Raw genomic sequence first — 23,516 nt, 5'->3', positions numbered from 1 at the left:
GAACTCCAATCAAATTACCCGACCCGAAGCAGATCGCTTTTGATATCGACCGTTGCCCGGTTTCCCCAGCCAGCGATCGCCATCCACAACTAATTCACCTCTGAGAAACACCTTCTCAACTTTGCCCGTTACCTGTCTCCCTTCAAACAGTGAGTAATCTACGTTGGAATGGTGAGTGCTAGCGCTGAGAATGTGAGTTTTTTGTGGATCAAACAGTACGAGATCGGCATCACTACCAACAGCGATCGCTCCCTTTTGTGGGAATAGCCCAAACATCTTGGCAGGTGCGGTAGACGTAAGCTGAACAAAGCGATTGAGTGAAATTTTGCCGCCACCTACACCACCGTCATAGAGTAGTGGAACACGAAACTCTACTCCCGGTGCGCCATTCGGAATTTGGGAGAAATCACCTTGTCCTAACTGTTTGGAGCGATGGATACCAAACGGACGTTCACTGAAGCAAAACGGACAGTGATCGGTAGAGACAATTTGCAGGTCATCGAACTTTAGCCCACGCCACAGCGCATGTTGGCAGGTGTGATCGCGCAAAGGAGGAGTCATTACATATTTTGCGCCATCAAAGTCGGGGCGATCGTACTCTTCAATGGTGAGAAATAAGTAGTGAGGACAGGTTTCCGCAAAGGCAGAAATGCCGCGATCGCGGGCTTCCACTACCGCATCTAGTGCTTCTTTTGCTGACAGATGCACCAGATAAACTGGAATCTCTGCCAGTTCTGCCAGTCGAATTGCCCGATGAGAAGCTTCCCCTTCCATAATTGAGGGTCGAGTGAGAGCGTGATATTTGGGTGAAGTGTTGCCCTGCGCCAGTGCTTCCTCAATTAACACCTGGATCACACCCCCATTCTCAGCGTGTAAATTTACCATGCCGCCGTGAGTGCCCACCTTTCGCATCGTTCTAAAGATGCCTGCGTCATCCACCATCAGCACACCGGGATACGCCATAAACATCTTGAAGCTGGACACACCATCCTGATTGATCAGATCGGGCAGTTCGCTCAGCGAATCGGGAGTAACTTCGGTGAGGATGATGTGAAAACCATAGTCCACGCAAGCTTGCGGTTCGGCTAAGGCAAGGCGGCGATCGAGTGCCTGTTTGGGCGTTTCTCCCTGTTTTTGGAGAGCGAAGTCAATGATTGTGGTGGTGCCACCAAAAGCGGCCGATCGCGTCCCCGTCTCAAACGTGTCGCAAGTTTCCGCTGGTCCGAGAGGAAATTCCATGTGAGTGTGAACATCTACCCCACCAGGTAACACCATCAACCCTGATGCATTGTGAACCTCAGCGTCGGAGTTGGGGAGATGTCTGGCGATCGCCTCAATTTGCCCATCCTTCACTAAGATATCGGCAACATAATCATCTACCGCTGTAACAATTCGCCCGCCTTTAATCAGCACTTCACCCATTTTCTACTCCTGATTTTATTGCTGGCAAATACTCTAACCAGGTTGTTATACCGCGCAAGTTCAAGGAGTTTTGAACAGGTTAACAATTCCTAATCCACCAATGCTTGAGTAATCCAGGCGATCGCTGAAATAAACGATAAAGAAGGGAATCGGTTTTCATATCTTAATTAACCTAGTTTCTCTTGTTACCAAGATTCCCTCGTTCCCAAGCTTCATCTTGGTAACACCTCAAGGGGGTTCCTGCTTCTTCTGTTTTAACTATGGAAGACACGGTTTTACATTTGGGCAAACGGTTTAGAAAGGCTGGCATAACAGTTTTTGGCAATAGGGGCAATTTAGTTCAAACTAGAGTTGAGAAGCTCAATCATGGTACCGATATGATCTCTATTCCCATTACCTTAGAACAATTAATTACAGCTGTGAAACAGCTGCAACCAAACGAGCAGGCAGAGGTTGCTAAAGTCCTGGTTCAAGTAGGTTTACGTTCAGATCTAGTGGCTTTAATTCAAGAGCTTTATGCTCAAGCCCCTGATGATGATATTACAGACGGCGATGTTATGGCTGAAATTAAGGCTGTACGTCAGCAATCCCGCTCAATATTATGACGTTTCGAGTAGTCATCGACACAAACATTTGGATTCGCATTCTGTTAAGAGGACGAATGACATTGCCTGTGTTGGAGGCATTTAATAGGGAAAGATTCCAGTTGGTGATAAGTCAGCCCCTCATGGAGGAACTTCATCTAATTTGGAATCGCCCTCGCTTGCGAGAACGAATTAATCCTAGTCAAGCGATTCGACTTGAACAGCAGTTGCAGCATCGAGCTATTTGGGTCGAACTAGTAACGGTGCCTCCAACTTGTCGAGATCCTAAAGATTTACCTGTGCTGGTTACAGCAATTGATGGCAAAGCAGAAATTATCGTATCTGGAGATGATGATTTACGGGCTGATGATGGGTTGAGAGGAATGATGGCAACCTATAGTATCCAGTTGCTGGGTGTTAATTCTTTCCTGGAAGCTTTGGGTAAGGAAAGTTAAACGTTATACGGAATACGCACTCGCGTAGGAAGCTGTGTTTGCCTTGGCTTGAAGATTGATCGTTGCCGTTGTCCAACCTGCGGGCACCCTAGACAGGTAATTTACCTGGGAGCATCCTTATGCCTGCCAATCGAGTTAGCGTCAACTTGTCTGCTACAGAACAACAAGAGGTAATGACCGCGATCGCCACTATTCGCCAGAAGCTATCCTTTTTAATTCCGATGAGTCCAGAAGAACGCCGCGCTACGGTCAGGTTAGGCGATCGCAATCGTGCTTTTACCCGCAAGGCGCTGGAGATTGCAACGCAAAATCCTGAATTTCTGCCCCGCTCTTTTGACCTCGAAGAAATGCGCCACGACCTGGAATTGTTTGAAGCTCTCCAACCTATGCTTTTGGCACTGACTCAGTTGCAAGAGTTGATTGATGATACAGCGGTCGCAGCAGGCGGCGAAGCATATTCAGCTGCCCTAGAAGTCTACCGCTATACTAAAGCGAACGGGACAGTTGCCGGATTAGATAACCTTGTAGAGGCAATGGGGCAACGGTTTACTCAACAGTCTGGACGAGGGCGATCGTCTTCTACCACTTCTAGCTAAGACAGCTTCCCACTAGCATCGTCTACTAGGCTGGCTTCAATCGTAGTGAAGCCAGCCTAATTTTTTAGCTAGCTGACTTAGCCCAGAGTGAAGTCAGCCTAGTTAGTGATGAAGCTAGGCTAGTCAGCGATAAAGTCAGCCTAATCAGTAGCGAAGCTAGCTTAGTCAGCGGTGAAGCTGGCCCAGTCAGTGGTGAAGTTAGCCTAGTTAGTGATGAAGCTAGGCTAGCTAGTGACGAAGCTAGGCTAGTTAGCAGTGAAGCTAGCTTCACTAGAAACCAAGTCAGCTTAGCAATCGTTCCTCCCCCTTCTCCGTAACTGCTATTTCAAGCTTGGGATTAATTAATGTAGCTAAAAAGACAATTCGCTACCGTAGAAGCCGTTTAATGACTAGTTAAGTGAACGCTTCGGGTAGCAACATGATCACAGGAACGACGCAACAAGCGCAGACAGTTAGCACTCCGTATGTGGCTCCTGTCCATGCTGAGGGGGTGATGCTGCGATCGCTCACCAAAAAGTATGGCTCCTTTGTCGCGGTCGAAAACATTAACCTGGACATTCCTGCGGGTTCCTATTGCTGCCTGCTGGGGCCAAGTGGCTGTGGCAAAACTACCACGCTGCGGATGATTGCGGGTCATGAGGAGGCGACCAGTGGCGATGTGATCATCGGCGATCGCCGTGTGAATGACCTGCCGCCTGCCAAACGCAACACGGCAATGGTGTTTCAAAACTATGCCCTGTTCCCGCACAAGACGGTGTGGCAGAATGTGGAATTTGGGCTGAAGATGCGCGGCGTGAAGGTGAGCGATCGCGCCCAGCGTGTGAACGAAATGTTGGAAGTGGTGGGGCTGAGTAAGTTTGGCGATCGCAAGCCCACCATGCTCAGCGGCGGACAGCAGCAGCGCGTTGCCCTCGCCAGAGCCTTGGTGACTCGCCCCCAAGTCTTGCTGTTAGATGAACCGCTCAGCGCTCTAGATGAATCCCTGCGCGTCAAAACCAGAAGCGAACTCCGCAAGCTTCAGCGGCAGTTTGGCATGACCTTCATTCAGGTGACTCACGCCCAGGATGAAGCTTTTTCCCTGGCAGACCAGATTGTCGTGATGGATCACGGTCACATTGACCAGATTGGCACTCCTGCCGAGATCTTCAGCGCTCCGGCTTCTCGCTTTGTTGCTCGGTTTGTCGGAGACAACAATATTTTTGTGGGCAAAGTCACACACGTCACACCCGACACAAATGCTGCTCTAATTCAGCTTGAGGTAGATGGGCTAGGTACATTCCTCTGTCACGGACAAGCCGCAGATGTAGGTATGACGGCTGCCTGCTCGGTGCGAGCCGATCGCATGGTGCTAAAGCCTCACACCCCTGATTCACACGCTTCTAACCAGATCTCTGTGCGAGTTGCGGCTGTGGAATTTACCGGATACGTAACGCGGGTTTCTCTGTTATTAGAAGCGACAGGAGAAGAGGCGCTATACAAAGTCCGTACTCAAGACTGGATGGCTCAGCCGCTCCAGGAGGGAGAATTGGTGGTTCTCGGTTGGTCAACCGAGGACTGCATTTTCTTACCCCACTAGTACCGTCAGTTTGCATTTGTGATGTTCGATACATCCTGGAGTGCAGACCCGTTTGAGAATGCAATTTTCTCGGTTGATTGAATCATTGGCGATCGCCCCTTAGATCAGGAAAACTATGGCAAAAATTACTCGTCGTCAGCTTTTGAGAACCGGACTGGCAGCCGGAGCAATGGTTACAGCGACTCAATGTGCGCGTGGCACCCCCAACAACCCAGCTCCTGGACCCACCGTTAACACCAATCAAATTAAAGATGTCACCCTGCGCTTCATTGGTACGGGTGTGTCTCAAATTAACGAAATTCGCCAAAAAGCTGAAGAAGATCTGGGCTTTAAGTTAGAGATGCGGGCACTAAGTACCGAGGAAAATAACCAGATCGCGATTACTCAGCCGGGACAGTACGACGTGTTTGACGGCGAATATTTTAGCCTGCCTTTAGTTGTTCCCTCAGGAAATCTTCAGCCGATCGATGTTACCCGTATCTCTGCCTTCGACAAAATTGTTCCTATCTTTACTACGGGAGAACTGTACAACGGGGCAAAGGTCAACTCTTCTCAGGGAACTGCGCCACACCGAGTTATGTTTCTCCCTGACCAGGAATCTACCGAATTTGCGCCTGAACCGACTAATTGGGCGACGCTAATCCCCTTCCAGTACAATGCCGACACACTAGGATATCGTCCTGACCTGGTTGGGCGCGAAATCACCAGTTGGGGTGAACTGTTCAACGAAGAATTTCGCGGCAAAACATCAATTCTAGACATTCCCTCCATTGGCATTATGGACGCAGCAATGGTGGTGGAAGCGCTAGGACTCATGACCTTTGGCGACAAAGGCAACATGACTCGTGAAGAATTAGATCAAATCACCCAAATTCTGATTGAGCAAAAACGGGCTGGGCAATTCCGTGCCTTTTGGAAAACCTTTGATGAGTCCGTCAACCTGATGTCGTCGGGTGAAGTGGTGCTGCAATCCATGTGGTCGCCTGCCGTTACTGCGGTAAAAGCGCAGGGAATTGAATGTATTTACGCACCCTTAAAAGAAGGCTATCGTGCCTGGGGGGGCGGCATTGGGCTTTCCAAAAACCTCTCTGGGACTGAGTTGGATGCTGCCTATGAATACATCAACTGGATGTTAGACGGCTGGGTTGGTGCCTTCCTAGGGCGGCAAGGCTACTACAGCGCTGTGCCTGAAAACGCCAAAAAGTTTATGTCACAAGCAGAATGGGACTTCTGGTATGAAGGTAAAGCCGCTGCCGAAGACATGATCGATCCCTTTGGTACCAAGCTAGAATCCGCTGGAGCCGTGCGCGATGGCGGTTCCTTTGACGATCGCATGGGCAACGTTGTCGTCTGGAACTCCACAATGGATGAGCAAACCTACCTCGTTCAAAAGTGGAATGAGTTTGTAGCGGCGTAAGAGGTTACTGATTATTCGTGAATCCGGACGTAGGTTGGGTGAAGCAAAGCAAAACCCAACTTACAAAATCAGATCAGGTGTAAGGTGTGTTAGGCAAAGTCGAACGCACCGTGCTTATAAGACTCGATGCGTTACGCTACCGCTAGCACATCCTACGACTATCTATTTCACGAGGCAGTCTTTATTGACATCGCCAGCCACGCCTGGAAGCGAGTTCAGCTCAAAAATATATTTATTCAAAAAATCTTTATGTTCAAAAGCTGGAAATCCGTTGAGCCTTATCTTCTAGTTACACCACAAACCCTGGTGTTTCTCCTGTTTCTGGTATTTCCGATCGCCACTATCTTCATCGTTAGCTTCTGGGAATTTACGGGCTATTCCATGACTCCCGGATTCACGTTAGATAACTATCGCAATATCTTTACCTCGCAGGTTTCCTTAGCCACCTATCTCAACACCTTCAAATTTGTTGGACTGGTCTGGTTTTTCACGCTGATCATTGGCTTTCCGGTTGCTTACTTCCTAGCATTTTATATTGACAGTTTGCGCTGGCAAATCATCCTATTTCTGGTCTGCACAATTCCCTTTTGGACATCCAATATCATTCGCATGATCTCCTGGATTCCTTTTCTGGGGCGCGAAGGATTACTGAATAAACTGTTGATTGGCATCGGTCTAACTCAACAGCCGATCGATATTTTCCTATTTTCAGACTTTGCTGTGGTGTTGGCGATGGTGCATCTCTACACCCTGTTTATGATCGTGCCCATCTTCAACAGTTTGATGCGAATTGACCGCAACCTGATCGCAGCGGCAGAAGATGCGGGTGCGTCAGGCTTTCAGGTGTTCAAAGAGGTGATTTTGCCACTGTCATTACCCGGAATTGCGATCGGTTCCATCTTTGTAGTGACGTTGACAATGGGTGAGTTCGTCACCGTGCGGCTAATGAGTGGCGGACAGGCAGCTTCCGTGGGCTACCTGATTCGCAACCAAATCGGCAGTTTGCAATATCCCTTAGCCGCCGCCAATGCAGTCATTTTGCTAATCGTGACATTAGCAATCATCTTTGGAATTCTTCGCACCATTGATATTCGTAAGGAGCTGTAGTTATGGGACTGAAAAAGCGATCGCCCACTTTCTACATTCTCGCCGCCTTCTTTGCCCTATTCGTCCTATTTATGTACGGTCCGATGTTCGCTATTTTCACTCTGTCACTTCAGGGGCAAAACGGGGCACTCACTTTTCCTGTCCGCAGCTTTGGCTTTTACTGGATCAAATCTCTATTTCTTCAACAGCAGCGGATTGGCGACTTTGGTGCAGCCTTTCAGCGATCGCTCCTGCTGGGGTTGCTGGTCATGGCACTCACCGTCTTAATTGGATTGATGGCAGGTTTAGCCTTCCGTCGTCGCTTCCCCGGCTCGCGCGTCATCTTTTATCTCACCATCTCTAGCCTGATCGTTCCCAGTGTTCTGGTTTCCCTTGGTATTGGTATCGCTTTTAGCTTGCTAGGAATTGAAACCAACTGGTATTCCTCTGGTTTGGCAGGACATCTCACCTGGACGCTGCCCTTTGCTTTCCTGATCATGATTGGCGTGTTTAACCGCTTCAATTTATCCTATGAAGAAGCCGCACGAGATTTAGGTGCGAGTGAATGGCAGGCATTCAAAGAAATCATTTTGCCGTTAATCGCACCCAGCCTGATCGGCGTAGCGCTATTCGGCTTTACCCTTTCCTACGACGAATTTACCCGCACCTCGCTAATCTCTGGCGGTAGGAACACCCTGCCCCTGGAAATCTTTGGCATGACTACCAATGTAACGACTCCAGCACTTTACGCCCTGGGAACCGTCACAACCGTATTTTCATTTTGTATCATTGGAATTGCCTTTGCTGCCTTCCAGTTCTTTTCCCGTCGCCAGCAGCAGTGAACCCCTAAAAACTAATGATGATTGATCTCAGAAGCGATACGGTGACTCAACCCACGCCAGCAATGCGAGAGGCGATCGCCCATGCTCAAGTAGGCGATGACGTGCTGGGTGACGATCCAACCGTGAAAGCGCTGGAGAGTTATGTAGCGCAGCTTTTGGGTAAAGAAGCGGCTGTTTTCATGCCTTCTGGCACCATGACAAACCAGATTGCTTTGCGCGCCCACACAGAGCCTGGAGATGAAGTCATTCTAGAATCGCAAGCTCACATTTACTACTACGAAGGAGGCGCACCTGCCGCGTTGTCAGGCGTTATGTGTCGCTTGATCCCAGGCAATCACGGGCTTTTTACGGCTAGCGATTTAACAAAAGTTTTACGTCCTACTGATGAGCATTTCCCACGAACCAAGTTGGTTTGTCTAGAAAACACTCACAATCGTAGCGGTGGACGGATTTATCCACTCTCTGAGATACAGGCGATCGCTCAAGTATGCCAGGAGCGGGAACTTAAACTTCATTTAGACGGAGCAAGGCTTTGGAACGCTTGTGTTGCCACAGGTATTTCTGAAGCAGAGTATGCTCAACCCTTTGACACGGTAAGCGTCTGTTTTTCTAAAGGGTTAGGCGCGCCGATTGGTTCTGCATTGGCGGGCTCTAGAGAATTTATTGAGCGATCGCGCCGCTTCCGCAAAATGTTTGGTGGAGCAATGCGCCAAGCCGGAATACTGGCAGCAGGAGCGTTATATGCATTGAAACATCATCGAGAACGATTGCAGGACGACCACATTAATGCCAAAATTTTGGCAGAAGGATTGGCTCAACTTGAGGGGATTGAAATTGCTCCTGAAGAGGTTCAAACCAACATTGTGGTGTTTCATACACCAACCATTTCAGCTCAAGTATTGGTAGACCGGCTCAAAGAGAAGGGAGTAGCCGTTTTAGCGATCGGTCCAAACTCTATCAGAGCGGTTACAAATTTGATGGTTAACCAGGAGCAGATTCAACAAGTACCAGGTTCAATTGAATCTGCCATAAACATGTAGACCTAATTGCTTGTAGGTAAGCGATCGCCCCACTACGCCAGCTATCAGTCAGATTCGCTATAAATGGGTGAAGTTAGGATTGAACGCTGCTACCGATCGCCGTTATGAGCCATTGCTTAAATCCTCATTGCCCAAAGCCTGAAAACTCAGTTGATGCCAGGTTTTGTCAGAATTGCGGAACGGAGTTGCTGCTGGGCGATCGCTATCGGGCAATTCGGCTAATTGGTCAAGGTGGGTTTGGCAAAACCTTTTTGGCGGAAGATGAGTACAGCACAACAGCAACTCAGTCTGCCACGTGTGTGGTTAAGCAGTTTCACCCTGCGGGTGAGGCAAACGCACCCAAAGCGGCAGAACTGTTTGAGCGCGAAGCAGCACGACTAGAGCAGGTAGAGCATCCGCAGATTCCAAAACTGTATGCCTACCTGGAGCAAGACCAGCGGCAGTACATTATTCAAGAATTTGTAGAAGGGCAAACGTTGGCTGATGAACTGGCAGAACACGGTCCCTTCTCAGAACCACAAATTATAAACTTGCTGCAAGATTTGCTGCCCGTACTGCAATCTGTTCACCGGGGTGGCGTAATCCACCGAGACATTAAGCCAGAAAATATCATTCGTCGTCGAGATAACAGGCTAGTACTGGTTGATTTTGGCGCTGCCAAGTACGCTACTGCAACTGCCTTGGAGAGAACAGGAACGGTGATCGGCAGCGCTGAATACACAGCACCGGAGCAGACACGAGGTAAGGCGATTTTTGCCAGCGATGTTTACAGTCTGGGTGTCACCTGTTTGCATTTGCTCACACAGATGTCGCCTTTTGACCTATTTGATGTGAGTGAAGATGCCTGGGTTTGGCGACAATATTTGATAGATCAGGCGGTGAGCGATCGCCTCGCTGCTATTCTCGACAAAATGGTGCAAAATTCTCTCAAAGAGAGGTGGCGATCGCCCAGAGAAGTATTGCTTGCGCTCAATAGTGATTCTGCTGCGCCTGCTCCCGGACAACTGCTCAGCCTTGCTGAATCTGCATCTAAGACGCTTCCTACGACAATTCAAGGAAACTGGCGCTGTGTTCGCACGCTCAAAGGGCATGAAGGAAAAGTGTATGCGATCGCCTTTAGCCCTGACGGACAAATTTTAATCAGTGGCGGTGGCGATAACTTGATCAAACTGTGGCACACCTCCACGGGGAAGGAATTTCGCACTCACTATCCGGGCTGGTTCTCGGGACACTCTAATCTAATTTCCTCGGTTGCTTGTAGCCCCGATGGAAAAACCTTTGCCACGGGCAGTTGGGATAAAAGTGTAAAACTGTGGGACTTACAGACGGGTAAGTCACTTCAGAGTTTTAATGAGTATCCGTTTGTGTCGAATGCGATCGCCTTTAGCCCTGACGGGAACGTGATCGCCAGCGGCAGTTCTGATAGGACGATAAAGCTGTGGACAGTGGGCGACCACCACAGTCCACACATTCTACAGGGACATAATGGACTGGTGAATTTTATTGCTTTCAGCCCCAATGGTAAAATTCTTGCCAGCAGCAGTTTTGACAAAACCGTTAAGCTCTGGGACATTGCCAACAGGCAAGAACTTCGTACTCTGCGCGGCTACGCTAATACCATTAACTCGATCAGCTTTAGCCCCAACAGTCGCTTTCTCGCAACGGGCGGTTGGGACTGTGAGATTAAACTGTGGAACTTTTGGAGTGGACAGCACTTTCGCGCCCTCGTTGATCAGCCCAATTGCCCGCATCCAGCCTGCATTAGCCCTGATGGACAAACTCTCGCTAGCGCCAGTGAAAACCACACAATCAAAATCTGGAACGTTTACAGCGGAACTCAACCCCAACAGCTTAGCGGTCACTCAAGTTGGATTAATGGAATTGCGTTTAGCCCCGATGGAAAATTACTCGCCACTTGCAGCAGCGACAAAACGATTAGACTATGGCGATGTGATTAGAGATAACAAAGTCTTGTGTAGTACCATTTCCATCTGAAAACCAACCGTTATGTATAGACCTACCGCTTTTCAAGAAGACAATGTTGATAAACTAGTTGCTTTTATGAAAGCCAACAGTTTTGCCACGTTGGTATCGATTGTAGAGGGTGTACCTTATGCTTCACATGTTCCTCTTGTGGTTAAGGTGCAGGAAGATGTAATTCAACTCATTGGTCATCTAGCAAAGCCGAATCCCCAATGGCAAGCCTTTGAAACAGTTGAATCGCTAGCTATCTTTACTGGAGCGCACGCTTATATCTCTCCTGCTCTGTACGAAAAACATGAGAATGTCCCAACCTGGAACTATATTGCAGTTCATGCTTATGGTATTCCCAAAGTTATTACACTCAACCATTCACCCGAATCAATGGACCAGATGATCGACGAGATGATAGACACCTATGAGGCGGACTACAAATCTCACTGGCATGGTTTATCAGATGGCTATCGGCAGGGCATGATGAATGGCATCATCGGCTTTGAGATGACGGTGACTCGTCTAGAAGGGAAGTACAAGCTGAGTCAAAACCGTAGCCAAACCGATCAAGAAACGGTGTCAGCGGCACTATTGCAAAGTTCAGATCCAGTTATTTCTGCTGTGGGTGAGGAAATAAGACAAAATCTTTCAATGGATGATTAACCAAGCCTTATTGGTCAGCGATCGCCTCACACCATTACCAGGGCAACGGTTTGCCATCGCGAAAGAACCCACCTGTAGGTCCATTGTCAGGCAGCATTACCCCCCAAACTATACTTGCAGCGCCATCTTCAACAGGTCGTCCGCCTGCGCCACCCATATCAGTCGCGACCCAACCCGGACAGATTGAGTTGACCAAAATTCCAGAGCCTTTCAGCTCAGCTGCTAGGGTGCGAGTGAAGGCATTGAGTGCGGTTTTAGAAACGCTGTAAGCTGGCGCAGTGCCACCCATGCTGGTGAGAGATCCCGCTTCACTAGAAACGTTGACGATCCGGCCCTGCTGACTCCGACGCAGCAACGGCACAAATGCTTTACACATTCGCCAGGGTCCAAAGGTGTTGGTGGCGATCGCCTCCTGCACTGTATCAAGGTTTGCGTTACTCGCTTGCTGCCAAGTGTCGTATAGGATGCCTGCGTTGTTAACTAACACATCCAATCGCCCAAACTCCTGCTCTACCTGAGTTGCAAGCTGGGCAATACTGTCAGGATCGGTAACATTTAGATGGCGAGGAATTACCTGGAGTCCTTCATCTGCTAGTTTTGCTGCTGCCGCTGTTCCTTTCTCTAAATCACGCGACCCTAAGATCACGGTCATGCCTTTGTGAGCAAGCTGGCGTACAACTTCCAGTCCAATGCCACGATTTGCGCCAGTCACGATTGCAATTCGCTGTGCTTGCGTCATCTAATTAATCTCCAATTCTGCTCCATAGGACTCCTGCATGAATCACTTTTTTCTGCGTGAGTGGTAGCGCAACTCCGCCACGCTACCATTCACGCAAGAGCTCTAAATTTCTAGCAACGATATCAAGCTGTACGTAGCCTAGAATTAACGCAGTGCCTCCACTTCGCCATGCTGAGGATGCAACGAGTTGCCGTGCTGTAACGCCCCATAGAGGCGATTAAGCGCATTCATGTAAGCCTGAGCCGAGGCAACAATGATGTCTGTATTAGCAGCATGTCCCGAAAAGAGCCGTCCCTCATACCGGAGCCGAATCGTCACTTCCCCGATCGCATCAATCCCAGCGGTGACCGACTGCACCGAAAACTCAATTAGCTCATTCGGAATCTCAACCACGCGGTTAATTGCCTTGTACACTGCATCGACTGGTCCCGTGCCGATCGCCGCGTCGGTTAACTCTTGACCATCGGGAGTGCGAAGGGACACCGTCGCAGTCGGGCAGGCATGGTCGCCACAGGAAACCTGCACCCGCTCCAGTCGAAACATTTCTGGTGACTGCTGGATCTCGTCATTCACGATCGCCTCTAGATCCCAGTCGGTGACTTCTTTCTTCTTGTCGCCTAACTCCTTAAACCGCAGGAAGGCTTTATTTAGCTCCTGATCTGCCAGTTCAAAGCCCAATTCTTTTAAGCGAGTGCGGAAGGCATTACGTCCTGAATGCTTACCCAAGACAATCTGGTTATCCGTCAGCCCAATCGACTGAGCGTCCATGATTTCGTAGGTGAGTTTGTGCTTTAACACGCCATCCTGGTGAATGCCCGACTCATGAGCAAAAGCATTTGCACCGACGATCGCCTTATTCGGCTGCACCAACATTCCTGTCAGGTTAGAAACTAACCGGGAAGTCTTGTAGATTTGGCGAGTATCGATATTCGTCAGTGGGGCTTCAGAATCCGCCGGACGACCCAAGAATGGGTTAAAGTACTGCCGCCGCACATGCATTGCCATCACCAATTCTTCTAGCGCTGCGTTGCCTGCCCGTTCGCCGATGCCGTTGATCGTGCATTCAAGCTGCCGCGCCCCATTCTTGACCGCTTCCAGGAAACTGGCAACCGCTACGCCCAGGTCGTCATGCCCATGAACGGAAATAATTGCCTGGTCAATGTTGGGAACGTTTTCCTTGATGCCTTTAATTAGCGCTCCGAACTCCGACGGCATCGTGTAGCCAACCGTATCGGGAATGTTGACTGTAGTTGCACCAGCGGCGATCGCCCGTTCCAGCACTTCATACAAAAACTCCGGGTCAGAGCGACCCGCATCTTCGGGTGAAAACTCTACATCATCCACAAATGATTTGGCATAGGCAACCATTTCTGGCGCAATTTCTAGCACTTCTTTGCGTGATTTCTTCAGCTTAAACTCCAGGTGAATGTCAGACGTAGCAATAAACGTATGAATCCGACGATGCACCGCAGGCTGAAGCGCTTTTGCTGCCGTTTCAATGTCGCTGCGCGTCGCTCTGGCTAAGCCGCAAATCACCGGACCGTCTTCCGTTCCAACGTTTTCAGCAATTCGGTTTACCGCTTCGAAGTCGCCCGGACTGGCAAACGGAAACCCCGCTTCAATGATGTCTACCCCCAGTCGCGCCAGTTGACGGGCGATCGTCAGCTTCTCTTCCACATTCAGAGTTGCACCCGGAGACTGCTCCCCATCACGTAGAGTGGTATCAAAAATCAGAACGCGATCTGGCTGAGGTTGGAATTTCATAGAGGTTGACGAGTGGATGAGTAGTGCTAAAAGGCGATCGTACTAGAACAGTATTTAGATATTCTAGTACCTGCTCCTATCCACGTTAACGGCTTCCGAAATTTGGAAGATGTTACGCACCTACCGAATTATTCTATTAAACCGATTGCTAGCTTAAAGGTCGAAATTCCAGATGCTTTGACGTCTATGTCCTCTTCACTTTTTCTCCCTCATCTAAAGCTTTTAAGGTAAAGCTGAAAATCATAGCGCTGTTCCAAATTGTTGTTAATGGGAACTCTAAACGGGTAGCGTGGCGTGCTTTCAGATTAGAACTACGCTACACGTTCACCCATTACATTGATTCAAAGGGAGCCTATTCATGCCTTATCAGAACATTAGCGCTACGCTTACGGACGAAAAGCTCAAGGAAATTAAAACGGCGATCGCAACCATTCAAACCAACATGCCGTTCTTAGTTAACCTCACAACAGACGAGCGGCGTAAACGCTTTAAGATGGGCGACAAAAGTCTAGCGTTTGTCAACAACAGCTTGAGCGTGACGCAGAACAACTCAGAAATCGTGCCTGCCAACTTTGACATTGCAGAGTTTGCCAAAGATTATCAGCTGATGGTGGCGCTGACTGAAATCTTGAGTCTGTTAGAACAATTGACAGAAAAGGTAGACGATACGCTAGTAGCAGTAGGAAGCGAGTCGATGGCGAGCAGTTTACTAGTTTATGACTATGTGAAAACAGCCGCAAAACATACCCCCGGATTGAAAAGCGTAGCTGACCAACTGGGCGAGAGATTTAAGGCAATGGGCAATCGCCGTCCTAAATCAGACAAAACCTTCGCTTCAGGCACTGTGTAGAGAGGTTGAGTTGTGTTTGAACGGGGTCGAGTAGGTGCAATCACTACTCAGCTAGTCTTTTAGCCTGCTCGACTAGTTTCAAACACTGCTCAACTAGTCTTTTAACTTGCTCGATTAATCTTAGAAACTACTCAGCTAGTCTTTTAGCTTGCTCGACTAGTCTTTAAATCTACTGAACGAAGTTCTAAACCTTAACCAGTTTGCTTAGAGTCTACTGAACTTGATTTAAACATAGCTCAGCCAGTCATCGAATCTACTCAGCTTGTTGCTGAGCTTAGTCAAACAGAGGAGCGATCGTTAAGTAGCTTGAACACGTTGACTCATACATTCATTCAAACCAGGGCTGTAGATAGTAATCCCATTCAAGATGTGACCTTAATCACTCTATTTAAGAGCTTGTCAGCGAACTTACGTTCCAACATAAAAAGCATGTGAGGCGTATGTAATTATCTGGATAAATAAGCATTAGTCAGAGTAGAGAACCGTCCCCAATCAGGCACAATTTTAGCTAGAAAATTTTCTAAAAAACAAACCTAAATTTATCGATGTTTTTGAGGTAGAACAACCAGTGGATTACAGAGAGTCAGAGCTAGCACAGTACTGGAACGATAAAGCTTGCATTGTTAATGCTAAACCGTTATCTAAAATAGGATACGTTAAAGTAGCCGAGCTGCGGCATGAAGCAACCAATTATGATGAACTGCTTAATTCAGCAGAGTTTAAAGCTTTAGACGAATCTGATCGAGAAGTTGCATACTGGATTATCAAAAGCGCCTGTACCACACTTGTTCAACAACAAAGGGCTAGAGTCCGTGAACAGAAAATTCAACGGCTCGAACAGGGCTACAAACAGAGCAAAGACGAAATTACTGAGCTACAGAGAGGAAGGCATAAAGACCGCAGCCTGATCCAGCGGTTGATGGATGCACTCAAGTTAGGCAATAGCCGAATCCAGCAGCTTGAGCAGGAAAACGCACTAGCGCTAAAGCAGGTCGAATCGCAGAAACTCAGCCTCGAACTTTTGGAGGAACGCAATATCTCTTTTCAGGAGGAGCTAGAGCGCAAAATTGCTGAATCCGAAGCCTCAAAAGCTCTCTCTTATCAGATGCGTGGACGAGTTGGTGGACTCACTGCTAGCAACAATCGCAAACAGCGTCGTATTGTAGAGCTAGAAACTCGCGTCAAAGAACTGGAAGCTTACATTAAAGAATTGGAAAGCCGTAATCAGCCGTGAAAATTGCTGAACTGAAACAACAAGTCTATGTGTTAGCTCAAGTTGACACCACTCAAGCGCTTAAACGTAAGTTCAAGGAGTTCAATTCCTTAGACTTACGTAAAACAGCATCATGGATGCAAGTACTCCATTTTCTACAAGCGAAAACCCAGACTGTTAAAGCTGATGAGTTGCAGGCTGAGGTTGCTGCCGCAGAAAGACGCTGGAAACAAGAAGATGAAAAAGCTGCTGCTCTGAATGAGCGACTAAATGAGGGCTTAATTGAACTGCAAGATATGCAACAAGATGAGCAATCGTTGCAGCACGACAGTCACGCCTTACTTGATGAAGCTGAAGCATACTTGAAGACGTTAACTCACCGCGCTGAGGGAAAACGTAAAGCCTCCCTCAATTGAGTTTTGGCTTTTTCCGCGATCGCACCCAGAAGTATTCCCTAGGAGTTTTGATTAGAATGGGTGCAACGAGTTGCAGCAGGTGCCATGAACGATGTCAGAAATCTTGTAGTCTCCTCTTTAAGAAAAGCTGTACCTTCAGTGTTTTTATTCCTTGTCATCGGTTTTCTGATAGACAGTTCTAGGAATAGAGAGATTGACTGGATAGACTATGCCTGCATTGCAACCACCATTTTTCTCGCATCCCTACACATGCGCCTTTTGCCACCACAGGGCTTTCTGAAAAGCATGGTTCCATTTCTTGTGCCTCTAGCTGTTGCAACGCTCATCAGATACTTGTTGTTTAATGGAGAGCTTACTTGGATCGGCTATATCTGGTTTATTGCCATCTTTGTGACAGTTAGCTTGCCTTTCCAGGTTTGGAGATTTAGAACTAGCAATACTTAGAACTTTAGAGAGGAATCTCCAGAGCGATCGCCCCCAGTATCCCCTTACGGAAATCGTTTAACATTTGCCGGGCAGTACGCTCTATATCACCCTGATGACGAGAATCGGCTAGCGCTACAAGATAGCTTTCTCCGGTCAGGTGAGCGGGGTCAAGGCTATAGCGATCCAGAAGCGGATTTCCTGGTACGGCTTCAGGGTTTTTAACTTGCAGATGTTTCAGCAAATCGATTAGTGCTGCGGCAACTCGCTGATTATCATAGGCTGCTTCGCCGATGTCGTCACAAATGGCAAGCTTCAGTGCTGCTTCCTGATCCTTGAGCAACGAGGGCAAGACACCGGGCGCGTCGAGCAGGTCAAGCTGCTCGGAGATGCGAATCCAGCGGAGTTGACGGGTGACACCGGGGCGACGGGCACTTTCAACAACTCGTTTGTTCAGCAGACGGTTGATCAGGGCAGATTTGCCGACGTTAGGGAAGCCGATGACAACGGCACGAACGGGTCGGGGTAACATGCCGCGATCGCGCCGCCGCTGGTTCATCTTCTCGCCTGCTGCCTGTGCTGCCTGAGACACAGCTGCAATTCCTTTGCCGTGCTGAGCATTGGTGAAATAGGGCTGTTCTCCCTGCTGCTGAAACCAGCTTGTCCACTTTTGCTGAGCCACAAGCGGAATCATGTCCACCCGATTCAGTACCAGCACCTTCTCTTTATTACCGATCCATTGGACAGCCTGCGGATGACAAGTCGTTAGCGGAATTCGCGCATCTCGCACTTCCAGCACCACATCGACTCGCTTGAGCTGTTCCAGGAGCGCCCTTTCAGCCTTGGCAATGTGCCCTGGATACCACTGGATTGCTGGTGAAGTCATAACCTCTATCGTGCCTAACGGTGAACTGGTAGGGCGAACGATTGTTCGCCCCTACGATGGTAGAAGCTTTTCCGTTTACGGAACAACCAGCACGGGGCAGGGCGATAGGTTGATCACCCGATTGCTGACGCTATCGGTCACGCCTTCCTCTGTCAGACCGATGCCCCGACAGCCCATGATGATCAGGTCAGCCTCGATTTCGTCGGCAACGTCGCAGATGGTAAAGGCAGGTTTGCCCTGACGCTCGATCGTTTCAGAATTAATTCCCTCGGATTGAAATAGAGTTTTGGCATCTTCTAGCAGCTTGGCGATCGCCGCTGCCGAGGTCATCTCTGGGTTAGTGGACTCTCCTTCTTCGGGAATTTCTACTACAGATAGAATAATTAGCCGACTGCTATAGGTTTTTACAACATTGGCGACCACTTCAGCCGCCTGCCGCGATTCGCGGGTTTGATCAATTGGAAATAAAACTGTCTTAAACATGTCATACCTCTCTGGGGTGCAGACTCCGGTAAAATGTGGACGGCGTAGAGAGCAGTTAGCAATTCGCTTTTAGCCGTTAGCTTCAGCAATAAAGCTAGAGCAATCTAGTGATCCGCCGATTCCTGCACCTCTAGTGTGAAGGAGTTGTGAACTAAATACCAGATCCTTTAGAAAAAGCTAACGACTGGAAGCGCACCATCAAAAAAACTCGCAGTTTACTATTAACTGCTGGCTGTTAACCGCTAATCTAATTAATAGGTATAAAGACTCATTAGGGGGTTCTTGCGGTGTCAAAGAAATCTGTAGCAAATTTGTCGGCATCTGATTTATCAGGCAAGCGCGTGTTAGTCAGAGCCGATTTTAATGTCCCGTTGGATGATCAGGGCAACATCACGGATGACACGCGCATCCGGGCGGCTCTGCCAACGATTCAAGACCTGATTTCAAAGCAAGCTAAGGTGATTTTGACCAGCCACTTTGGTCGTCCCAAGGGCAAGGTCGTAGACAGCATGAGGCTTACCCCGGTAAGCGATCGCCTTTCTCAACTGCTCGGTCAACCCGTGATCAAATGCGACGACTGCATTGGTGACGAAGTTGCTAGCACCGTTGCAGCGATGCAGCCTGGACAGGTAGCGCTATTAGAAAACGTCCGCTTTTATGCCGAAGAGGAAAAGAACGACCCTGAATTTGCTAAGAAATTAGCATCTGTAGCTGACCTGTATGTCAACGATGCCTTTGGCACTGCTCACCGCGCCCATGCTTCGACTGAAGGTGTGACCCACTACCTGAAACCTTCCGTTGCCGGATTCCTGATCGAGAAGGAACTGGAGTATTTGCAGAATGCGATCGAGAATCCTAAGAAGCCCTTGGCGGCAATCATTGGTGGCTCCAAAGTTTCCAGCAAAATCGGCGTGATCGAAACGCTGCTCGACAAGGTAGACAAACTGCTAATCGGCGGCGGCATGATCTTCACCTTCTACAAAGCGCGGGGTTTGAACGTTGGTAAGTCGCTGGTTGAAGAAGACAAACTAGAGCTAGCCAAAACGCTGGAAGCAAAGGCAAAAGAGCGGGGCGTAGACCTGTTGTTGCCCACTGATGTTGTCGTTGCTGATAACTTTGCCCCTGATGCCAACGCTCAAACCGTCAGCATTGAAAACATTCCCGATGGCTGGATGGGTCTAGATATCGGTCCTGACTCGATCAAAGTGTTTCAGGATGCGCTGACTCAGTGCAAGAGCGTGATCTGGAATGGCCCAATGGGTGTGTTTGAGTTTGACCAGTTTGCCAAGGGAACGGAGGCGATCGCCCATACGCTAGCAGGTTTGACTCCTCAGGGTGTCACCACAATCATCGGTGGCGGCGACTCCGTTGCAGCCGTTGAAAAGGTTGGTGTCGCTGAACAGATGAGCCACATTTCCACTGGCGGTGGTGCCAGCCTGGAACTGCTGGAAGGGAAGGAACTTCCTGGCATCGCAGCTCTAGATGATGCTTAGGAACGTGAGTTAATTGAACTGCGTAGTTCCTCTGCTGTAGGGGCTTGGCATTGCCAAGCTCCTAACCGAAATACCGCACTTTATTTAATTCATGCTCAAGGAATCTTGAGCGAGGTTTCACACTCGTAGGGGCAAACAATTGTTTGCCCCTGTCTTAGGAAATAAACCAGTTTTCCAGTCGCAGTTCTTGAAAATCGCTGTAGTCTGTCGTGTTGTTTGTAACTAACACCAGATTAGGCACAGTCGCAATTGCCGCAATCTGCCCATCCAGATAGGGTGGAAGTGCGTTCTAGTTGGGCGAGGCGCGATCGCTCAGCACCGTGCCACTGAGCTGCATCCACATCATAGGGAAGGATTACAGACCTGTCACAAGTTAACCTCGCGTCCAGGAGATTTGTCCCGCACATCTTTAAATACCTCATCTGGATCAATATCAATGTTCTCTACCTCCAAGCGGTGGCGAAATGCTGCTAGCGATCGCCCAAAATCTCCTTTTTGGGAAAACATTCGGTCGTACTCCTCTGCCGAGAGAATGACCGAAACGCGCTTGCCGTGTCGAGTCAACTCAATAGGAGTTCCCTGTTCGGCTTGATCAACAAGTTCGGGGAGGCGATCGCTAGCTTGCACGATAGAATATTGAACGCTGAGGTCAGACATAGAGCGGCGATGGCTATTTGGATGGCTACCTCAATTGTATGGAGTATAGCGAAGGGCAGAAGAATCAATACATAGTCCCTGATCTGATGAGTTCTAGACAATTCCACCGTTGGCGCGGATGTGTTGTCCGGTGATCCAACGAGCCTCGTCTGAAACTAACATTGCTACGGCATCGGCTACATCTGTAGGTTGACCCAGCCGTCCTAATGGAGTTTGAGCAATCAGCTGATCGACTTGAGCTTGATCCAAAACAAGACCATCTGTGTTGGTTACACCGGGAGAAACGGTATTCACGGTGATGCCTCTTGCGCCCAGTTCTTTTGCCAAACCTGCACTAAATTGCTCGATCGCCGCTTTAGCTCCGGCATACGCGCCTCCCGTGGGAATTGCCATCACCGTGCCACTGGTGGAGATGCTGATAATTCGCCCGCCATCCGCTAAGTGTTGAGCTGCCTGTTGAAGAGTAAAGTAGACTCCGCGAGTAATGTCGAACATGCTGTCATACTCTTCGACGGTCATTTCAGCCGTGGGCTTAAAGATGTTTTTTCCAGCCGCATTGTTGACTAAAATATCTACTTTGCCAAAGTGTTCGATCGCCTTTTGAAATAGGCTCCTTACATCCTCAAGCTTTCGCACATCCACTTGAATTGCTGTTGCTTTTGCACCACTTGCCTCAATGGTTGAAACCACTTCTTCTACTTTGTCGCGGTTGCCGCTGTAGGTGACGACGACGTTTGCCCCGTCGTGTCCTAGCCGTTGGGCGATCGCCCGTCCAATTCCCCGTGACGAACCTGTGACAATCGCAACCTTTCCTTGCAATGGCATAGAGGATTCCTTTTAGTAACTGATCATCAACCTTCATCAAGGTATACTTCCACTAACTTTTTTGGAAGTACTTACTTTTTTGTAAGTTGCTGCCAGTGTTAGACGAGAGGATGCCAATGCAGGAGAATCAGACTGAAGGAACCCTATTTGTCCAGACAACCTTGAAGGTCTTAGGGGGCAAGTGGAAACTTCTAATTTTGTGGCACTTAAAGGATAATGACAGACGTTATAGCGAACTCAAGCGACTCATTCCTGAAATTACTGAGAAGATGCTAGTTCAACAACTGCGGGAATTAGAGAGCGATGGATTAGTTAACCGTACCGTTTTTTCAGAAGTGCCTCCTAAAGTGGAATACTCCTTCACCGAGTACGGCAGAAGTCTCGAACCTGTTTTGCAAACGCTCTGCAACTGGGGTGAGCGGCATTTGAAACGGTTAGAGCTTATCTAGAGCACGAGGACTGTCTCTCTGCACCAATTAGTTGTATCAAACTACTATCATGCTGCAAAACTTGATCGTTAGCACCCAAAACTCTGAACTCACAGATCTCGGCTGCTCGAAATGAGGTTAGCGCAAACATACCTCCATTTCCCTGATCGCGCAAAGTTTCTCCGGTGTCGAATGTTGCTTCTACAGCAGCGACTTCAGGGGAGAGAATTCGACCGTAAACACCATAGTAATGTTTGGGTCGAATTCGTTCACGCCTTAGTGAGTGAGGGATAAATTCTTGAAGCTGATCTACAAAGCTCACACTGAAATCATCTATTCCGCTGAAATAGTAATCTACTAATGTTCCAGTAGTCGAGAATTCTTCTGTAGAAATGTTAGATGTCTTCCTGTCAATCAATTTCCATCCATCTCTAACTTGCCTAAAAACGCTGTGTCCTAATAAGTGTTCTGAATCGTCACACCGAACTTCGTACACCACAACCACACCCTTTTTCCAGGGGCGAGTTTCAAATACACTTGCTCCCTCTCCGTTAGGACAGGCATACTCAGAACTGACCACTGCTTGAGGATCTCCCTGGAAGTCAGCAGATTCAACACGAGATGAAGCACAGCCTAAAGTTGATAACGCAAAAAGGACGAGCAAGGAAATTGCTGGCAAGCTGCTTCTCCATGTGACAAGCACAGACCGTCCAACAGGTTTAAGGTGCAGCATCTTTTCGTTAGCGACTCAGATACGACCAAATGTAGCACTTTGCTAAATTCGGTTGCGATACTTTTAAATCCTTGCCAATCTTGATCAAGTTGAAATTAACTCAGTTTTTGAAGCTTCGGAGTCAAAGCACATGGATCGAGCGGTAATCAAATTTTCCTCTGAGGACTGCGGCATTTGCCACAAGATGTCCTTTTATGATCAAAAGGTAGCAGAAGAGTTGGGGCTACAGTTTGTCAGCGTGAAGATGCAGGACACGGCAACCTACCGCAAATATCGCAAGATTTTACTCACTCAATATCCTGACAAAGCAGAAATGGGATGGCCCACCTATCTGGTCTGCGATTCACCTGAAGGAGATTTCAAGATTCTGGGTGAAGTCAAGGGCGGACATCCTAAAGGTGAGTTTCGCACAAAGCTTCAAGAAGTTTTGAGTCAGGTTGCTGCTGAGTAAAGAATACAAAACACAGAGGCTTGCGTAGGTTGGGTGAAGCGAATGCGGAACCCAACAGAATCCAGATAAATGTTGGGTTCTGCTTTGCTTCACCTAACCTACACCTTTAGGAACCTTGCAGAATTCCTGAGTTGCAGCGCAGAATCATTAAGTTGCAGTGCAAAACAACTCAGGAGCAATGCAAAACAACTCAGGAGCAATGCAAAACAACTCAGGAGCAATGCAAAACAACTCAGGAGCAATGCAAAACAACTCAGGAGCAATGCAAAACAACTCAGGAGCAATGCAAAACAACTCAGGAGCAATGCAAAATTGAAAAGTAGCAATGCGGAATGATGCAGGAGGTGTGCAAGTTAGTCTTCCTTGGGGCACTTTATGTAAAACTAAGGCGTTGTTGCATGGAGGAGTTGCGGATAGGCGAGGTGATAGGTTTGAAGTACCACCAACAAACCTTCACAGCAATGAGCTACCGTATCCGCAACTGGTCTGAGTATAACGCT

General features: G+C 48.5%; 26 protein-coding genes. 18 read left to right on the top strand and 8 right to left on the bottom strand.

The window, feature by feature from the left end:
* Positions 1-9: 9 nt before the first annotated feature.
* Positions 10-1,422, bottom strand: a complete 1,413-nt coding sequence (gene hydA / locus H6F93_RS22905) for a dihydropyrimidinase (RefSeq protein ID WP_190685829.1) — start codon at positions 1,420-1,422, stop codon at positions 10-12.
* Positions 1,423-1,682: 260 nt separating this feature from the next.
* Between hydA and H6F93_RS22900 the strand changes: the two genes are divergently transcribed.
* The 10 genes from H6F93_RS22900 (at position 1,683) to H6F93_RS22855 (ending at position 11,655) form a co-directional block, all read left to right on the top strand.
* Positions 1,683-2,027, top strand: a complete 345-nt coding sequence (locus H6F93_RS22900; protein ID WP_199313924.1) for a hypothetical protein — start codon at positions 1,683-1,685, stop codon at positions 2,025-2,027.
* Entirely contained in the window at positions 2,024-2,461 is a 438-nt protein-coding gene (locus H6F93_RS22895) for a putative toxin-antitoxin system toxin component, PIN family (protein WP_190685824.1), read from the top strand. The genes H6F93_RS22900 and H6F93_RS22895 overlap by 4 nt, the downstream gene beginning before the upstream one ends.
* A 119-nt stretch (positions 2,462-2,580) precedes the next feature.
* The gene (locus H6F93_RS22890) at positions 2,581-3,057 is read left to right on the top strand and encodes a hypothetical protein (RefSeq protein WP_190685821.1); all 477 of its coding nucleotides are present in this window, start codon (positions 2,581-2,583) and stop codon (positions 3,055-3,057) included.
* Between the two features lie 418 nt (positions 3,058-3,475).
* Positions 3,476-4,633 carry an ABC transporter ATP-binding protein gene (locus H6F93_RS22885; RefSeq protein ID WP_190646863.1) on the top strand — a complete coding sequence of 386 codons (1,158 nt, stop codon included), beginning with the start codon at positions 3,476-3,478 and terminating at the stop codon, positions 4,631-4,633.
* A 115-nt stretch (positions 4,634-4,748) separates the two neighbouring features.
* On the top strand, positions 4,749-6,050 hold the full coding sequence (locus H6F93_RS22880; RefSeq protein WP_190685818.1) for an ABC transporter substrate-binding protein: 1,302 nt from the start codon (positions 4,749-4,751) through the stop codon (positions 6,048-6,050).
* Positions 6,051-6,176: 126 nt separating this feature from the next.
* Positions 6,177-7,157: an ABC transporter permease gene (locus H6F93_RS22875; RefSeq protein WP_242043581.1), complete on the top strand. Its 981-nt coding sequence runs from the start codon at positions 6,177-6,179 to the stop codon at positions 7,155-7,157.
* Between the two features lie 2 nt (positions 7,158-7,159).
* Entirely contained in the window at positions 7,160-7,978 is an 819-nt protein-coding gene (locus H6F93_RS22870) for an ABC transporter permease (RefSeq protein ID WP_190685815.1), read from the top strand.
* Positions 7,979-7,992: 14 nt separating this feature from the next.
* Positions 7,993-9,018: a low-specificity L-threonine aldolase gene (gene ltaE / locus H6F93_RS22865; protein WP_190685812.1), complete on the top strand. Its 1,026-nt coding sequence runs from the start codon at positions 7,993-7,995 to the stop codon at positions 9,016-9,018.
* 104 nt (positions 9,019-9,122) lie between these two features.
* The gene (locus H6F93_RS22860) at positions 9,123-10,976 is read left to right on the top strand and encodes a WD40 repeat domain-containing serine/threonine-protein kinase (RefSeq protein ID WP_190685809.1); all 1,854 of its coding nucleotides are present in this window, start codon (positions 9,123-9,125) and stop codon (positions 10,974-10,976) included.
* 49 nt (positions 10,977-11,025) lie between these two features.
* Complete coding sequence (locus tag H6F93_RS22855; protein WP_190685806.1) at positions 11,026-11,655, top strand: FMN-binding negative transcriptional regulator; 630 nt, start codon at positions 11,026-11,028, stop codon at positions 11,653-11,655.
* Between the two features lie 34 nt (positions 11,656-11,689).
* Here H6F93_RS22855 and H6F93_RS22850 read toward each other — a convergent pair whose 3' ends face one another.
* Positions 11,690-12,394 carry an SDR family oxidoreductase gene (locus H6F93_RS22850; RefSeq protein ID WP_190685801.1) on the bottom strand — a complete coding sequence of 235 codons (705 nt, stop codon included), beginning with the start codon at positions 12,392-12,394 and terminating at the stop codon, positions 11,690-11,692.
* Between the two features lie 144 nt (positions 12,395-12,538).
* Positions 12,539-14,158: a 2-isopropylmalate synthase gene (locus H6F93_RS22845; RefSeq protein ID WP_190646870.1), complete on the bottom strand. Its 1,620-nt coding sequence runs from the start codon at positions 14,156-14,158 to the stop codon at positions 12,539-12,541.
* A gap of 358 nt (positions 14,159-14,516) precedes the next feature.
* Between H6F93_RS22845 and H6F93_RS22840 the strand changes: the two genes are divergently transcribed.
* The 4 genes from H6F93_RS22840 to H6F93_RS22825 all read left to right on the top strand — a co-directional run bounded on the left by H6F93_RS22840 (position 14,517) and on the right by H6F93_RS22825 (position 17,081).
* Positions 14,517-15,008 carry a hypothetical protein gene (locus H6F93_RS22840; protein WP_190685798.1) on the top strand — a complete coding sequence of 164 codons (492 nt, stop codon included), beginning with the start codon at positions 14,517-14,519 and terminating at the stop codon, positions 15,006-15,008.
* Between the two features lie 568 nt (positions 15,009-15,576).
* Positions 15,577-16,242, top strand: coding sequence for a hypothetical protein (locus tag H6F93_RS22835; protein ID WP_190685795.1), 666 nt, complete (start codon positions 15,577-15,579; stop codon positions 16,240-16,242).
* Complete coding sequence (locus H6F93_RS22830) at positions 16,239-16,637, top strand: hypothetical protein (protein ID WP_190685792.1); 399 nt, start codon at positions 16,239-16,241, stop codon at positions 16,635-16,637. Before H6F93_RS22835 ends, H6F93_RS22830 begins: the two co-directional genes overlap by 4 nt.
* A gap of 60 nt (positions 16,638-16,697) precedes the next feature.
* Positions 16,698-17,081, top strand: a complete 384-nt coding sequence (locus tag H6F93_RS22825) for a hypothetical protein (protein ID WP_190685789.1) — start codon at positions 16,698-16,700, stop codon at positions 17,079-17,081.
* A 4-nt stretch (positions 17,082-17,085) separates the two neighbouring features.
* Here H6F93_RS22825 and ylqF read toward each other — a convergent pair whose 3' ends face one another.
* Positions 17,086-17,946 (bottom strand): ribosome biogenesis GTPase YlqF, encoded by an 861-nt coding sequence (ylqF, locus tag H6F93_RS22820; RefSeq protein ID WP_190685785.1) that lies wholly within the window; start codon positions 17,944-17,946, stop codon positions 17,086-17,088.
* A 75-nt stretch (positions 17,947-18,021) separates the two neighbouring features.
* Positions 18,022-18,429: a universal stress protein gene (locus H6F93_RS22815; protein WP_190685782.1), complete on the bottom strand. Its 408-nt coding sequence runs from the start codon at positions 18,427-18,429 to the stop codon at positions 18,022-18,024.
* A 287-nt stretch (positions 18,430-18,716) separates the two neighbouring features.
* Here H6F93_RS22815 and H6F93_RS22810 point away from each other — a divergent pair, with 287 nt between their 5' ends.
* Positions 18,717-19,922, top strand: a complete 1,206-nt coding sequence (locus H6F93_RS22810; RefSeq protein ID WP_190685779.1) for a phosphoglycerate kinase — start codon at positions 18,717-18,719, stop codon at positions 19,920-19,922.
* Positions 19,923-20,288: 366 nt separating this feature from the next.
* Here the strand turns inward: H6F93_RS22810 and H6F93_RS22805 are convergent, their stop codons facing one another.
* Complete coding sequence (locus tag H6F93_RS22805; protein ID WP_190685776.1) at positions 20,289-20,579, bottom strand: type II toxin-antitoxin system Phd/YefM family antitoxin; 291 nt, start codon at positions 20,577-20,579, stop codon at positions 20,289-20,291.
* 93 nt (positions 20,580-20,672) lie between these two features.
* Complete coding sequence (locus H6F93_RS22800; protein ID WP_190685771.1) at positions 20,673-21,404, bottom strand: SDR family oxidoreductase; 732 nt, start codon at positions 21,402-21,404, stop codon at positions 20,673-20,675.
* Between the two features lie 116 nt (positions 21,405-21,520).
* On the opposite strand from H6F93_RS22800, the gene H6F93_RS22795 reads away from it, so the two are divergent.
* Positions 21,521-21,853 carry a winged helix-turn-helix transcriptional regulator gene (locus H6F93_RS22795; RefSeq protein WP_190685768.1) on the top strand — a complete coding sequence of 111 codons (333 nt, stop codon included), beginning with the start codon at positions 21,521-21,523 and terminating at the stop codon, positions 21,851-21,853.
* On the opposite strand, the gene H6F93_RS22790 is transcribed toward H6F93_RS22795, so the two are convergent.
* Positions 21,846-22,511, bottom strand: a complete 666-nt coding sequence (locus H6F93_RS22790) for a hypothetical protein (protein WP_190685765.1) — start codon at positions 22,509-22,511, stop codon at positions 21,846-21,848. The genes H6F93_RS22795 and H6F93_RS22790 overlap by 8 nt on opposite strands.
* A 184-nt stretch (positions 22,512-22,695) precedes the next feature.
* Here H6F93_RS22790 and H6F93_RS22785 point away from each other — a divergent pair, with 184 nt between their 5' ends.
* Together H6F93_RS22785 and H6F93_RS35910 are read left to right on the top strand one after the other, a co-directional pair.
* Positions 22,696-23,016 carry a thioredoxin family protein gene (locus tag H6F93_RS22785; RefSeq protein ID WP_190685761.1) on the top strand — a complete coding sequence of 107 codons (321 nt, stop codon included), beginning with the start codon at positions 22,696-22,698 and terminating at the stop codon, positions 23,014-23,016.
* Between the two features lie 69 nt (positions 23,017-23,085).
* The gene (locus H6F93_RS35910) at positions 23,086-23,352 is read left to right on the top strand and encodes a hypothetical protein (RefSeq protein WP_524537999.1); all 267 of its coding nucleotides are present in this window, start codon (positions 23,086-23,088) and stop codon (positions 23,350-23,352) included.
* Positions 23,353-23,516 lie beyond the last annotated feature (164 nt).

Source organism: Leptolyngbya sp. FACHB-671 (assembly GCF_014695745.1).
In the GTDB taxonomy this organism is placed as follows: Bacteria; Cyanobacteriota; Cyanobacteriia; order Elainellales; family Elainellaceae; genus JAAUTN01.
The sequence above is the reverse complement of the archived record's forward strand: the minus strand, read 5'-3'. Positions and strand labels throughout refer to the sequence as shown.